Consider the following 13,107-nt stretch of genomic DNA (forward strand, 5'->3'; position numbering starts at 1 on the left):
CCTCCCGTTCGCACTCGGTTGGGTGATCGCGCTCCCGCGACGGGAGCCGGCTTGCATGGTACGACGCAAGCACCCTACAGTCGTGAGAGTATACTCTCACAAAGGAGTCGGTCATGAACGAGGTCTCGATCGTCCCCCCGCAGGGCGGCGAGGTGATCGACCTGGGCACCACCCGCATGCGCATCCTGGAGGACGGCAGCACCACCGCCCACCGCCTGGGCGTGGGCGAGATCACCCTGGCCCCGCACACCAGCGGCCCGCCCCAGCACCGCCACGCCCAGCACGACGAGGGCTTCTACGTCGTCTCCGGCACCGCCAGGTTCACCGTCGGGGACACCGACCACGACGCCCCCGCCGGCACCCTGGTCATGGTCCCGCCCGGCGTCCCGCACACCTTCGCCAACCCCGGCGACCAGCCCGCCGTGCTGCTCAACACCTTCACCCCCGACCTGTACGTCCAGTACTTCCGCGACCTGCGCCAGACCCTGAACGAGGGCCGCGAGCTGACCGCGCAGACCACCGCCGAGGTGATGAGCCGCTACGCCACCACCCCCGCCACCGACCACGCCTGACGGCTGCACCCGACGGCTGCACCCGACGGCCACGCCTGGCGGCTGCGCCTGGCGGCTGCGCCTGGCGGCTGCGCCTGACGGCCACGCCTGGCGGCTGTACCCGACGACTGCGCCTGACGGCCCCGCCACCGACCACGCCTGACGGCTGTACCCGACGGCTGTACCTGACGGCCACGCCTGGCGGCTGTACCTGACGGCTGTACCTGACGGCCACGCCTGGCGGCTGTACCTGACGGCTGTACCCGACGGCTGCGCCTGACGGCCCCGCCACCGGCCACGCCTGGCGGCTGTACCCGACGGCTGTACCTGACGGCCACGCCTGGCGGCTGTACCTGACGGCTGTACCTGACGGCCACGCCTGGCGGCTGTACCTGACGGCTGTACCTGACGGCCACGCCTGGCGGCTGTACCTGACGGCTGTACCTGACGGCCACGCCTGGCGGCTGTACCTGACGGCTGTACCTGACGGCCACGCCTGGCGGCTGTACCTGACGGCTGTACCTGACGGCCACGCCTGGCGGCTGTACCTGACGGCTGTACCTGACGGCTGTACCTGACGGCTGTACCTGACGGCCACGCCTGGCGGCTGTACCTGACGGCCACGCCTGGCGGCTGTACCTGACGGCTGTACCTGACGGCCACGCCTGGCGGCTGTACCTGACGACCACGCCTGACGACCACGCCTGACGGCTGTACCTGACGGCCACGCCTGGCGGCTGTACCTGACGGCCACGCCTGACGACCACGCCTGACGGCTGTACCTGACGGCCCCGCCTGACGGCTGTACCTGACGGCCACGCCTGACGGCTGTACCTGACGGCCACGCCTGACGGACCCGTCCCACCGCTGCGCCCGGCCCGCCGCACGCCGTCCCCGCCCGCCGCCGTCCCGCCCGGGCGCGCCGTCCCGCCCGGGCGCGCCGTCCGTCCCCGCCCGGGCATGGCGTCCCCGCTTCGCGCGCCGTCCGGCCCTGCCGTCCGCGTCGCGTGTCCGCGCCCCTGGGGGCCCCGGCGCGCGGCGCGGCGGGCGCGGCGGGCGCGGTGCGGCGGGTGGTGGGTGGTCAGGCGGCGTGGTTCGGTTTGACCGCGGTGTCCACGAAGGTGCCGATCGCGCCCAGGGTGGGTCCGGGCTGTTCGATGTGGGGGAAGTGTCCGGCCCCGGGCACCGGCACGAAGCGGCCGTGGGGGAAGGCGTCGGCGTACGCGCGGCCGTAGGCCGGGCCGGCGATGCCGTCCTGCTCGCCCCAGGCGACCAGTACCGGCACGGTGACCCGGTGCAGGCGCCCGCGCAGTTTCGGGTCGTGGCTGAACCCCGCGCCCGCGTAGGTCGCCAGCGCCGCCTGGTTGGCGCCCGTCGCGGCCCGCTGGGCGTCGCTGAAGGAGGCGAAGTCCGGGCGCAGCGCCGGGTCGGCGAAGGACAGTCGGCTGATCTGGGCGGGTGTCAGGGTGCGCACGTCCACGACCGGCTCCTCCGCGGCCTCGGTGTGGATGCCCACCGCGTTGAGCAGGGTCAGCGCGCCGATGCGCCCGCGGGTGTCGCGCAGGGCCATCTCGGCCGCGATCCAGCCGCCGATGGAGCTGCCGACCACCATGACCCCGGTCAGGTCGAGCGCGTCCAGCAGGTCCAGGTAGGCGACGGCCAGGTCGGCGACGGTGTCGCACCACGGGGGCCGGGGCGTGCCCTGGAAGCCGGGGTGGGTCGGGGTCAGCGCGTACACGTGCTCGGACAGCGCGGCGGCCAGCCCCGCCACCGAGCGGGGCCCGGCGCCGCCGTGCAGCAGCAGCACGCCGCTGCCCCGGGAGTCGGCGCCGTCCTCCTGGACGGTCAGGGACAGGCCGTTGGGCAGGTCGAGGGTGCGGGTGGTGCCGGTGGAGGTCGGGGCAGTCATGATGAGCGATTCCCTTCATAAGAGCTTGCTCTCATGAATATAGGCCGTTCGCATCAGTTTATGCAAGTCCACTCTCACCATGAGAGCGGGGCCTTTGAAAAGGGGAGGGGTGCCCGGACGCGTCCGCCCCGTCCCGGCCCGTCCCGGCCCGGCCCTGCCGCGCCGGGGCGAGGCGGGGCCGGGCCGGGCCGGGGCAGGTGGGGTCGGGGCGGGGCAGGCGGGGTCGGGGGGGCGTGCCGGTCGGCCGGGTGAGGGCCGTTCGGAGGGGTGTTCGCAGGGCGGGGTAGGGCGGGGAGCTGCAGTGGGGGACCGCGCCGGGGGCGGTGGTGCTGTTGGTGCTCGCCCCGGTCCCGGACGGCTTCAGGCCGCTGTCGTCGAGGGTGATGTCGGCGTACCGGGAGGTGGCCCTGGTGGTGTCCGTGCTGATGTTCTCCAGGGCCAGGCCCAGCGGGTGGCGCGCGCTCAAGCCCACCAGCGTGGACTGGGCGCTGTCCGGCGAGGACGTCACGCCGAGTCCGTTGACGACGATGCCGGTGAAGTCCGGGGTGTAGGGGCCGGTGCCGTTGGAGTAGTGGGTGTCGAAGTCCAGCGGTGCGCGCACCGCGCTCGCGCAGTTGTCCAGGTAGCCGACGGCCGACACCCGGCCGCCGCCGGCCGGTGAGGACTTGATGCGCAGGTCGGTGCTGCTGGCGCTGGCCGTGCCGGAGCTGTCGGTGCCGGTGACGGTGTTGTCCTGGACCAGGACGTTGCTCACCCCGCTGTAGGTCTGCGAGCCGATGGAGATCCCGTGGGTGCCTAGAAGTGGTCGTCCTTGACGGTGATGTCGCTGCTGGGCCGGGAGCCGCCCTTGACGGCGATGCCGTCGTCGCCGTCCTGGATGGAGGAGTCGGCGATGGTGACGTCCTTGGCGCCGGCCGGGTCGATGCCGTCGGTGTTGCGGGCGGTGTCGGGGGTCTTGATGCGCACGCCCCAGGCGGTGAAGCCGGTGCCGCCGTTGTAGACCACAAGGAAGTTGGCGGCGTTGAGCAGGTCGATGTCGTAGAGGGTGAAGTCGTCGCTGTCGTCGGCCTGGATCAGCCGCGGGTTGTTCTGCTGCTCGCCGGTGGTCTGCGCCCTGGCGGCCAGGCCCCACCAGGTGGTGGGGGAGCCCAGCATGGTCAGGTCGCCGCAGCCGTCGATGCGGCCCTGGCCGCCGGTGGGCGAACGCAGCGACTCCACGCGCCCAGGACGGTGATCAGCGGGGAGCAGCCGTCGTCGGGGCCGGACAGCGTCCCGCAGGCGGACGTGCCGTGGATCTGGTGGTCGGCCGGGTTGCGCGAGCCGTACAGGGTGACGTCGGCGGCCAGCAGCAGCACCTCGCCGCGGTGCACGGCCGGCGGGCCGGTCAGGAAGACGGTGCGGGCGGCGCCGGCGGCGGCCGGCTCCACGGCCACGGTGGCCGGGCCGCCACGGGTGCAGGCGTCCAGGGCTGCCTGGATGCGCCGGGTGTCGGCGGGGTGGCCTCGGCCAAGCGGCCCCGCACAGCGACCGGCCCCGCGCCGGGACCGGCCCACACGGCGACCAGCCCGCACGGCGACCGTCCCGCACGGCGACCGGCCCGCACGGCGACCGTCCCGCACGGCGACCGTCCCGCACGGCGACCGGCCCGCACGGCGACCGTCCCCTCACGGCGACCGTCCCCTCACGGCGACCGTCCCCTCACGGGGACTGTCCCGTACGGCGACTGTCCCCGCACGGCGACTGTCCCCTCACGGCGAGCGTTCCCGCACGGGCGCCGGGTCGGTGCGGGGTCGGTCAGTCCGTGACGTCGCGGACCGCGTCGTAGTCCAGCCAGGGGTCCTGCAGGAACGCGCGCCACCGGGCGTCGTGACCGTGCCGCTTGAGCCGGAAGTACACCGCGCACCGCGTCGCCTGCGAGGTGTTGGCCCCGATGTTGTGGCCCAGCAGGTAGTGCGCCAGCACCAGGTCCCCCGCCCTGCCGCGGACCTGCTCCGATGGGGAGGGCCGGATCGGCGGGTAGCCGCCCGCGGTGAAGAACGCGTCCGGCCCGTGCTCGCGGAAGTACCGCGCGTGGGCCAGGTGACTGCCCGGCCACACCCACAACCCCCCTGCGTCCTGATCGACCTGATCGGTCATCAGCACACCGGCGAGCAGCGTGAACGTGCCCGGCCGCCCGTCCGCCTCCGGCGGGAACCCGTCGATGTGGTGCCAGCCGGGCACGGTCGGGAACGGCGGTATGTTCAACGCCACCTGCGCCTGCCACGGCACCTCCAGCGACCCCGCCCCGGTGAGCGACTCGGCCGCCGCGAACGCCGCACTGCCCGTCAACAACCCGGCCAGGGCAGGAGACTGGCCGGTCTCGGGGAAGAAGAAGTGCGGCCCGCGTACCTCCGGCCCCGGCGGCGCGCCCCGCAGCAGCTCCTCCACCGCCCGCCACGCGGCGCCCAGCAGCTCCCGCGGCACCGCCCGCGGCACCACCACGAAGCCGCGCTCCACGAACTCCTCCACCTGCCCACGATCCAGCATGAACGGCACCGTAGATCAGCCCCCCGCCCCCGGCGACCCCTTTTCCCCACCCCGCGCCGCCCACCGGGCCCCCGGCACTCCCCGTCCCGTCACCGTCCCGGCCCCTGCGCCCGCTGCGCGCCGGTACCCCCCGCCACCGGCGCACCCGCCATCAGGCGTACCGGTCGCGTCCGGCCTCGGCCGGGCGGCCGCCCCGCGCAAGCCGGGACAGCCCGCCGGCAGCAGGCCGGACCCGTCAGCTCCCCCTCAGGTGCGCACCCTGCGGCGTGTGGCACGGACAACGACACCTGCGCTGCTCCGGGCTGCAGTTCGGGCCCTCGCGGCTGCTGAAGTGCCCCGAGCACAGCGCATGCAGCTCGGGACAGTCGTCGTCGTAGCAACTGCCCGAACGGCCCCGCCGCCCCGCCGTCCTGCCTGCCCCGGTCACCGGCGCCCCACTTCCTGGCCGTAAGGCTCCTGGCCGTGCGGCTCCTCGGCGAAGATGCGCCGCAGCAGGAGCAGTTCACGGCCGCCGCGAGGCTGCGCCTGCCGCCACGCCGCCCTGCCCGCCTCGGCGCGGCGCGCGGCCGCCACGAAGTCGCGGCGCGAGGGCGCCCGGAGCTGGCGTGCCATCGGCCGCCGCCGAGGCGAGACCAGCGCCGCCCACTGAACCGCGCGCACGCGGACCACCGTGCGCAGCCAACGCCACCACACCTGCAGTGCACGCAGGTTGAACCAGGAGGCCGGCGTCACTGCGCACCCCCGAGGCGACTGCGGAGGTTGGCCTCGGCGACCCGGGCCGACAACTCCTCGTGCCGGGCGGCCGGGCGGACATGCACGGGCAGCGCCTCCCACTCCACCCCGCCGCCCGGCCTGCGCAGGTACAGCCGCCCGGCGCACACGTCTATCACCACGGCCGTCCGCTCCGTACGCGTATCCACCACCCAGTCGCCGACCAGTGGTGTCGGGCGCTCCGTGCTCATGGCCACCCCCACTCCTGGCACGGTGTGCTTTTCTCGCTGCTCGACTTGGCGTCGAAGGCGTCCGAGAATCGGAGCCAGCCCAACGGGCGGCCGTCATCACCCACGGCCAGGGCGCCACCGACTCTGAGCCGCCAGCACCTCGCCCCACGGTCCCAGACAAGCTCGTGCGCTAACGGAGTTGAGGACCCATCCGGGACGTCAACGGCCATAACCCATTCCTTTCAGCTTCGTTTGACACCCATCTCGCACCACACGGTTTTGCCTATGACGCGAGGGGTCACGCCCCATCGGCGGCTCAAGGCACGGACCATGGCCAGGCCACGGCCGCTTTCGGGAATGCCATCCCCAGGGCCGGTGGGCTGCCCGACGCGAGGCGTGCCAGATGCCCAGTCGCGCACCTCGACGCGTAAGCCCTCGTTGATCAAGTAGTAGGTGACGGCCACGCGGCTTCCTCTGGCCGCTCTGCCATGGACCACGGCATTGGTCACCAGCTCGCCGATGACGGACTCCAGGTCGTCGGCCAACTCGTCCAAGCCCCAGCGGCAGGCAACGTCGCGGGCCCTGGCACGAGCCGCCCTCACGGCGGGACGAAAACGCCGATATCGGACTTGCTCCGCCCTCAGTACAGGCATGCTTGCACCCCTTGGCATGGGCTGCGCAGCTCTGCGATCGACGGCCAGGGCGCTGGACTCGACGATGAGCCGACACAGTAGGTAGTTTGCACCCTGGTATCACCAAAGTGTCAAGTCACTACTTTGGGCAGTGCGGCAGCTGGTTGCCCTTACTGTCGGCTGACGGCACACTTGACCAGCAAACCTGTAGGGAGAGGCGAGCGCTGAATGCCCATCAACCCCAGCCCGACGATCCGTCAACGGCGCTTGGCGAGGCGTCTTCGAGAGCTGCGGACGACCGCGGGGCTGACGCACGCCGACGCGGCTCACGTCCTCGGATCGGCGGAGTCGAAGGTCGGGCGCATCGAAAATGCCCAGTCGGGTATCAGGCTCCCGGATCTGCGGGCCCTGATGGATGCCTACGGCGTCACCGATCCGGGCGCCCGCCAAGAAATCGAGATCCTAGCCCGTGAATCGAAGCAGAAGGGCTGGTGGTCCCGCTACGCCAATTCGGTCGACTCGGCCTATGCCGCATACGTGGCGGTCGAATGGGACTCGTCCGAACTCTACAACGTCGAGACCAACCTTGTGCCCGGGCTTCTGCAGACGCCGGAATACACGAGGGCGACTGTTCTGCTCCAAGCCCCGGACTCAACCCCCGAAGCTGTGGACGCCCAGATCGATGTGAGGCGCGAGCGCCGCAAGGTCCTCACCCGGGAGAACCCGCTCCAACTGTGGGTAATCATCTCCGAGAGCGTGCTGTACCACCGTGTCGGAGGAAAGGAGGTCATGAGAGAGCAGCTGGAGAGCCTGGTCGGCGACAGTAGGCGGCAGAACGTCGAATTGCAGGTGCTGCCTCGTGAGGACCCCATGAACGCCTGCCTCTTCGGTCCTTTCGTCATTATGAGCTTCCCCACTTCCGGCGAGACGGACATCATCTATGCCGAATCGCCTACAAGTACGTTGTACTATGAGGAGGAGGGCGATGTGGACACCTATGCCACGTTGTTTCGCCGACTCAATATGGCCGCAGCAAACGTCAGCAAGTCCCGTGAGCTCATCATGGGTGCAATCGAAGAGATGGTGTAGACGATGAAGCATTGCATTGAGTCCGCTTCGGCTGCGGGGTTGGAATGGGTGAAGTCCTCGTTTTCCGGCAACAACGGCAACTGTGTGGAGATAGCCGCATTGCCGGACGGGGGAAAAGCGGTCCGCGACAGCAAGAACGCGGATGGTCCTGCCCTGACCTTCACTGCTCCGAGCAGTCGAGAGGTGAGGGCAGGACCATCCGCGTTCTGCTGTCGCGGACCGCTTTCCCCCGTCCGGCAATGCGGCTTCTCCACCAGTTGCCGTTGTTGCCGGGCAACGAGGATTCACCATTCCACCCGCAGCCGAAGCGGACTCAATGCAATGCTTCATCGTCTACACCATCTCTTCGATTGCACCCATGATGAGCTCACGGGACTTGCTGACGTTTGCTGCGGCCATATTGAGTCGGCGAAACAACGTGGCATAGGTGTCCACATCGCCCTCCTCCTCATAGTACAACGTACTTGTAGGCGATTCGGCATAGATGATGTCCGTCTCGCCGGAAGTGGGGAAGCTCATAATGACGAAAGGACCGAAGAGGCAGGCGTTCATGGGGTCCTCACGAGGCAGCACCTGCAATTCGACGTTCTGCCGCCTACTGTCGCCGACCAGGCTCTCCAGCTGCTCTCTCATGACCTCCTTTCCTCCGACACGGTGGTACAGCACGCTCTCGGAGATGATTACCCACAGTTGGAGCGGGTTCTCCCGGGTGAGGACCTTGCGGCGCTCGCGCCTCACATCGATCTGGGCGTCCACAGCTTCGGGGTTGAGTCCGGGGCTTGGAGCAGAACAGTCGCCCTCGTGTATTCCGGCGTCTGCAGAGCCGGCACAAGGTTGGTCTCGACGTTAGAGTCGGACGAGTCCCATTCGACCGCCACGTATGCGGCATAGGCCGAGTCGACCGAATTGGCGTAGCGGGACCACCAGCCTTCTGCTTCGATTCACGGGCTAGGATCTCGATTTCTTGGCGGGCGCCCGGATCGGTGACGCCGTAGGCATCCATCAGGGCCCGCAGATCCGGGAGCCTGATACCCGACTGGGCATTTTCGATGCGCCCGACCTTCGACTCCGCCGATCCGAGGACGTGAGCCGCGTCGGCGTGCGTCAGCCCGCGGTCGTCCGCAGCTCTCGAAGACGCCTCGCCAAGCGCCGTTGACGGATCGTCGGGCTGGGGTTGATGGGCATTCAGCGCTCGCCTCTCCCTACAGGTTTGCTGGTCAAGTGTGCCGTCAGCCGACAGTAAGGGCAACCAGCTGCCGCACTGCCCAAAGTAGTGACTTGACACTTTGGTGATACCAGGGTGCAAACTACCTACTGTGTCGGCTCATCGTCGAGTCCAGCGCCCTGGCCGTCGATCGCAGAGCTGCGCAGCCCATGCCAAGGGGTGCAAGCATGCCTGTACTGAGGCGGAGCAAGTCCGATATCGGCGTTTTCGTCCGCCGTGAGGGCGGCTCGTGCCAGGGCCCGCGACGTTGCCTGCCGCTGGGGCTTGGACGAGTTGGCCGACGACCTGGAGTCCGTCATCGGCGAGCTGGTGACCAATGCCGTGGTCCATGGCAGAGCGGCCAGAGGAAGCCGCGTGGCCGTCACCTACTACTTGATCAACGAGGGCTTACGCGTCGAGGTGCGCGACTGGGCATCTGGCACGCCTCGCGTCGGCAGCCCACCGGCCCTGGGATGGCATTCCCGAAAGCGGCCGTGGCCTGGCCATGGTCCGTGCCTTGAGCCGCCGATGGGGCGTGACCCCTCGCGTCATAGGCAAAACCGTGTGGTGCGAGATGGGTGTCAAACGAAGCTGAAAGGAATGGGTTATGGCCGTTGACGTCCCGGATGGGTCCTCAACTCCGTTAGCGCACGAGCTTGTCTGGGACCGTGGGGCGAGGTGCTGGCGGCTCAGAGTCGGTGGCGCCCTGGCCGTGGGTGATGACGGCCGCCCGTTGGGCTGGCTCCGATTCTCGGACGCCTTCGACGCCAAGTCGAGCAGCGAGAAAAGCACACCGTGCCAGGAGTGGGGGTGGCCATGAGCACGGAGCGCCCGACACCACTGGTCGGCGACTGGGTGGTGGATACGCGTACGGAGCGGACGGCCGTGGTGATAGACGTGTGCGCCGGGCGGCTGTACCTGCGCAGGCCGGGCGGCGGGTGGAGTGGGAGGCGCTGCCCGTGCATGTCCGCCCGGCCGCCCGGCACGAGGAGTTGTCGGCCCGGGTCGCCGAGGCCAACCTCCGCAGTCGCCTCGGGGGTGCGCAGTGACGCCGGCCTCCTGGTTCAACCTGCGTGCACTGCAGGTGTGGTGGCGTTGGCTGCGCACGGTGGTCCGCGTGCGCGCGGTTCAGTGGGCGGCGCTGGTCTCGCCTCGGCGGCGGCCGATGGCACGCCAGCTCCGGGCGCCCTCGCGCCGCGACTTCGTGGCGGCCGCGCGCCGCGCCGAGGCGGGCAGGGCGGCGTGGCGGCAGGCGCAGCCTCGCGGCGGCCGTGAACTGCTCCTGCTGCGGCGCATCTTCGCCGAGGAGCCGCACGGCCAGGAGCCTTACGGCCAGGAAGTGGGGCGCCGGTGACCGGGGCAGGCAGGACGGCGGGGCGGCGGGGCCGTTCGGGCAGTTGCTACGACGACGACTGTCCCGAGCTGCATGCGCTGTGCTCGGGGCACTTCAGCAGCCGCGAGGGCCCGAACTGCAGCCCGGAGCAGCGCAGGTGTCGTTGTCCGTGCCACACGCCGCAGGGTGCGCACCTGAGGGGGAGCTGACGGGTCCGGCCTGCTGCCGGCGGGCTGTCCCGGCTTGCGCGGGGCGGCCGCCCGGCCGAGGCCGGACGCGACCGGTACGCCTGATGGCGGGTGCGCCGGTGGCGGGGGTACCGGCGCGCAGCGGGCGCAGGGGCCGGGACGGTGACGGGACGGGGAGTGCCGGGGGCCCGGTGGGCGGCGCGGGGTGGGGAAAAGGGGTCGCCGGGGGCGGGGGCTGATCTACGGTGCCGTTCATGCTGGATCGTGGGCAGGTGGAGGAGTTCGTGGAGCGCGGCTTCGTGGTGGTGCCGCGGGCGGTGCCGCGGGAGCTGCTGGGCGCCGCGTGGCGGGCGGTGGAGGAGCTGCTGCGGGGCGCGCCGCCGGGGCCGGAGGTACGCGGGCCGCACTTCTTCTTCCCCGAGACCGGCCAGTCTCCTGCCCTGGCCGGGTTGTTGACGGGCAGTGCGGCGTTCGCGGCGGCCGAGTCGCTCACCGGGGCGGGGTCGCTGGAGGTGCCGTGGCAGGCGCAGGTGGCGTTGAACATACCGCCGTTCCCGACCGTGCCCGGCTGGCACCACATCGACGGGTTCCCGCCGGAGGCGGACGGGCGGCCGGGCACGTTCACGCTGCTCGCCGGTGTGCTGATGACCGATCAGGTCGATCAGGACGCAGGGGGGTTGTGGGTGTGGCCGGGCAGTCACCTGGCCCACGCGCGGTACTTCCGCGAGCACGGGCCGGACGCGTTCTTCACCGCGGGCGGCTACCCGCCGATCCGGCCCTCCCCATCGGAGCAGGTCCGCGGCAGGGCGGGGGACCTGGTGCTGGCGCACTACCTGCTGGGCCACAACATCGGGGCCAACACCTCGCAGGCGACGCGGTGCGCGGTGTACTTCCGGCTCAAGCGGCACGGTCACGACGCCCGGTGGCGCGCGTTCCTGCAGGACCCCTGGCTGGACTACGACGCGGTCCGCGACGTCACGGACTGACCGACCCCGCACCGACCCGGCGCCCGTGCGGGAACGCTCGCCGTGAGGGGACAGTCGCCGTGCGGGGACAGTCGCCGTACGGGACAGTCCCCGTGAGGGGACGGTCGCCGTGAGGGGACGGTCGCCGTGAGGGGACGGTCGCCGTGCGGGCCGGTCGCCGTGCGGGACGGTCGCCGTGCGGGACGGTCGCCGTGCGGGCCGGTCGCCGTGCGGGACGGTCGCCGTGCGGGCTGGTCGCCGTGTGGGCCGGTCCCGGCGCGGGGCCGGTCGCTGTGCGGGGCCGCTTGGCCGAGGCCACCCCGCCGACACCCGGCGCATCCAGGCAGCCCTGGACGCCTGCACCCGTGGCGGCCCGGCCACCGTGGCCGTGGAGCCGGCCGCCGCCGGCGCCGCCCGCACCGTCTTCCTGACCGGCCCGCCGGCCGTGCACCGCGGCGAGGTGCTGCTGCTGGCCGCCGACGTCACCCTGTACGGCTCGCGCAACCCGGCCGACCACCAGATCCACGGCACGTCCGCCTGCGGGACGCTGTCCGGCCCCGACGACGGCTGCTCCCCGCTGATCACCGTCCTGGGCGCGTGGAGTCGCTGCGTTCGCCCACCGGCGGCCAGGGCCGCATCGACGGCTGCGGCGACCTGACCATGCTGGGCTCCCCCACCACCTGGTGGGGCCTGGCCGCCAGGGCGCAGACCACCGGCGAGCAGCAGAACAACCCGCGGCTGATCCAGGCCGACGACAGCGACGACTTCACCCTCTACGACATCGACCTGCTCAACGCCGCCAACTTCCTTGTGGTCTACAACGGCGGCACCGGCTTCACCGCCTGGGGCGTGCGCATCAAGACCCCCGACACCGCCCGCAACACCGACGGCATCGACCCGGCCGGCGCCAAGGACGTCACCATCGCCGACTCCTCCATCCAGGACGGCGACGACGGCATCGCCGTCAAGGGCGGCTCCCGGCCCAGCAGCGACATCACCGTCAAGGACGACCACTTCTAGGCACCCACGGGATCTCCATCGGCTCGCAGACCTACAGCGGGGTGAGCAACGTCCTGGTCCAGGACAACACCGTCACCGGCACCGACAGCTCCGGCACGGCCAGCGCCAGCAGCACCGACCTGCGCATCAAGTCCTCACCGGCCGGCGGCGGCCGGGTGTCGGCCGTCGGCTACCTGGACAACTGCGCGAGCGCGGTGCGCGCACCGCTGGACTTCGACACCCACTACTCCAACGGCACCGGCCCCTACACCCCGGACTTCACCGGCATCGTCGTCAACGGACTCGGCGTGACGTCCTCGCCGGACAGCGCCCAGTCCACGCTGGTGGGCTTGAGCGCGCGCCACCCGCTGGGCCTGGCCCTGGAGAACATCAGCACGGACACCACCAGGGCCACCTCCCGGTACGCCGACATCACCCTCGACGACAGCGGCCTGAAGCCGTCCGGGACCGGGGCGAGCACCAACAGCACCACCGCCCCCGGCGCGGTCCCCCACTGCAGCTCCCCGCCCTACCCCGCCCTGCGAACACCCCTCCGAACGGCCCTCACCCGGCCGACCGGCACGCCCCCCCGACCCCGCCTGCCCCGCCCCGACCCCACCTGCCCCGGCCCGGCCCGGCCCCGCCTCGCCCCGGCGCGGCAGGGCCGGGCCGGGACGGGCCGGGACGGGGCGGACGCGTCCGGGCACCCCTCCCCTTTTCAAAGGCCCCGCTCTCATGGTGAGAGTGGACTTGCATAAACTGATGCGAAC

17 protein-coding genes and 2 pseudogenes are annotated in these 13,107 nt (G+C 71.3%); 9 read left to right on the forward strand and 10 right to left on the reverse strand.

Annotation, left to right across the window (positions count from 1 at the left end; all coding sequences use genetic code 11):
• The first annotated feature begins 113 nt into the window (after window positions 1-113).
• Window positions 114-572 (forward strand): cupin domain-containing protein, encoded by a 459-nt coding sequence (locus GXW83_RS17645; protein ID WP_182444012.1) that lies wholly within the window; start codon window positions 114-116, stop codon window positions 570-572.
• 1,060 nt (window positions 573-1,632) lie between these two features.
• Here the strand turns inward: GXW83_RS17645 and GXW83_RS17650 are convergent.
• The 8 genes from GXW83_RS17650 to GXW83_RS17685 all read right to left on the reverse strand — a co-directional run bounded on the left by GXW83_RS17650 (window position 1,633) and on the right by GXW83_RS17685 (window position 6,598).
• The gene (locus GXW83_RS17650; protein ID WP_182444013.1) at window positions 1,633-2,460 is read right to left on the reverse strand and encodes an alpha/beta fold hydrolase; all 828 of its coding nucleotides are present in this window, start codon (window positions 2,458-2,460) and stop codon (window positions 1,633-1,635) included.
• Between the two features lie 58 nt (window positions 2,461-2,518).
• Entirely contained in the window at window positions 2,519-3,244 is a 726-nt protein-coding gene (locus GXW83_RS34870) for a glycosyl hydrolase family 28 protein (RefSeq protein WP_255431354.1), read from the reverse strand.
• Window positions 3,245-3,255: 11 nt separating this feature from the next.
• Window positions 3,256-3,678, reverse strand: coding sequence for a glycosyl hydrolase family 28 protein (locus tag GXW83_RS34875; protein ID WP_182444014.1), 423 nt, complete (start codon window positions 3,676-3,678; stop codon window positions 3,256-3,258).
• Window positions 3,618-3,893, reverse strand: a complete 276-nt coding sequence (locus GXW83_RS17665) for a hypothetical protein (protein WP_182444015.1) — start codon at window positions 3,891-3,893, stop codon at window positions 3,618-3,620. Before GXW83_RS17665 ends, GXW83_RS34875 begins: the two co-directional genes overlap by 61 nt.
• Window positions 3,894-4,254: 361 nt before the next feature.
• Window positions 4,255-4,986 (reverse strand): phytanoyl-CoA dioxygenase family protein, encoded by a 732-nt coding sequence (locus tag GXW83_RS17670; protein WP_182444016.1) that lies wholly within the window; start codon window positions 4,984-4,986, stop codon window positions 4,255-4,257.
• Window positions 4,987-5,409: 423 nt separating this feature from the next.
• Window positions 5,410-5,646, reverse strand: a complete 237-nt coding sequence (locus tag GXW83_RS17675; protein WP_182444017.1) for a hypothetical protein — start codon at window positions 5,644-5,646, stop codon at window positions 5,410-5,412.
• A 68-nt stretch (window positions 5,647-5,714) separates the two neighbouring features.
• Window positions 5,715-5,948: a hypothetical protein gene (locus tag GXW83_RS17680; protein ID WP_182444018.1), complete on the reverse strand. Its 234-nt coding sequence runs from the start codon at window positions 5,946-5,948 to the stop codon at window positions 5,715-5,717.
• A 221-nt stretch (window positions 5,949-6,169) separates the two neighbouring features.
• Window positions 6,170-6,598, reverse strand: a complete 429-nt coding sequence (locus GXW83_RS17685) for an ATP-binding protein (RefSeq protein ID WP_370466725.1) — start codon at window positions 6,596-6,598, stop codon at window positions 6,170-6,172.
• A 189-nt stretch (window positions 6,599-6,787) separates the two neighbouring features.
• On the opposite strand from GXW83_RS17685, the gene GXW83_RS17690 reads away from it, so the two are divergent.
• Both GXW83_RS17690 and GXW83_RS17695 read left to right on the forward strand, forming a co-directional pair.
• Window positions 6,788-7,648 carry a helix-turn-helix transcriptional regulator gene (locus tag GXW83_RS17690; protein WP_182444020.1) on the forward strand — a complete coding sequence of 287 codons (861 nt, stop codon included), beginning with the start codon at window positions 6,788-6,790 and terminating at the stop codon, window positions 7,646-7,648.
• Between the two features lie 3 nt (window positions 7,649-7,651).
• A pseudogene (locus GXW83_RS17695) lies at window positions 7,652-7,807 on the forward strand (DUF397 domain-containing protein); the annotation flags it as partial.
• Between the two features lie 174 nt (window positions 7,808-7,981).
• Here GXW83_RS17695 and GXW83_RS34155 read toward each other — a convergent pair.
• Entirely contained in the window at window positions 7,982-8,404 is a 423-nt protein-coding gene (locus tag GXW83_RS34155; RefSeq protein ID WP_255431305.1) for a DUF5753 domain-containing protein, read from the reverse strand.
• Window positions 8,405-8,684: 280 nt separating this feature from the next.
• A pseudogene (locus GXW83_RS34160) lies at window positions 8,685-8,933 on the reverse strand (hypothetical protein); the annotation flags it as partial.
• 156 nt (window positions 8,934-9,089) lie between these two features.
• Here GXW83_RS34160 and GXW83_RS17705 point away from each other — a divergent pair.
• The 6 genes from GXW83_RS17705 (at window position 9,090) to GXW83_RS34885 (ending at window position 13,095) form a co-directional block, all read left to right on the forward strand.
• On the forward strand, window positions 9,090-9,470 hold the full coding sequence (locus GXW83_RS17705; RefSeq protein ID WP_225447063.1) for an ATP-binding protein: 381 nt from the start codon (window positions 9,090-9,092) through the stop codon (window positions 9,468-9,470).
• A 499-nt stretch (window positions 9,471-9,969) separates the two neighbouring features.
• Window positions 9,970-10,206: a hypothetical protein gene (locus tag GXW83_RS17710; RefSeq protein WP_182444017.1), complete on the forward strand. Its 237-nt coding sequence runs from the start codon at window positions 9,970-9,972 to the stop codon at window positions 10,204-10,206.
• A 421-nt stretch (window positions 10,207-10,627) separates the two neighbouring features.
• Window positions 10,628-11,359 carry a phytanoyl-CoA dioxygenase family protein gene (locus GXW83_RS17715; RefSeq protein ID WP_182444016.1) on the forward strand — a complete coding sequence of 244 codons (732 nt, stop codon included), beginning with the start codon at window positions 10,628-10,630 and terminating at the stop codon, window positions 11,357-11,359.
• 361 nt (window positions 11,360-11,720) lie between these two features.
• On the forward strand, window positions 11,721-11,996 hold the full coding sequence (locus GXW83_RS17720) for a hypothetical protein (protein WP_182444015.1): 276 nt from the start codon (window positions 11,721-11,723) through the stop codon (window positions 11,994-11,996).
• Window positions 11,936-12,358, forward strand: a complete 423-nt coding sequence (locus tag GXW83_RS34880) for a glycosyl hydrolase family 28 protein (protein ID WP_182444014.1) — start codon at window positions 11,936-11,938, stop codon at window positions 12,356-12,358. The genes GXW83_RS17720 and GXW83_RS34880 overlap by 61 nt, the downstream gene beginning before the upstream one ends.
• Before the next feature lie 11 nt (window positions 12,359-12,369).
• Window positions 12,370-13,095, forward strand: a complete 726-nt coding sequence (locus GXW83_RS34885; RefSeq protein ID WP_255431354.1) for a glycosyl hydrolase family 28 protein — start codon at window positions 12,370-12,372, stop codon at window positions 13,093-13,095.
• The last annotated feature ends 12 nt before the right edge of the window (window positions 13,096-13,107 follow it).

The sequence above is a fragment of the Streptacidiphilus sp. PB12-B1b genome (genome assembly GCF_014084125.1).
Classification (GTDB): Bacteria; Actinomycetota; Actinomycetes; order Streptomycetales; family Streptomycetaceae; genus Streptacidiphilus.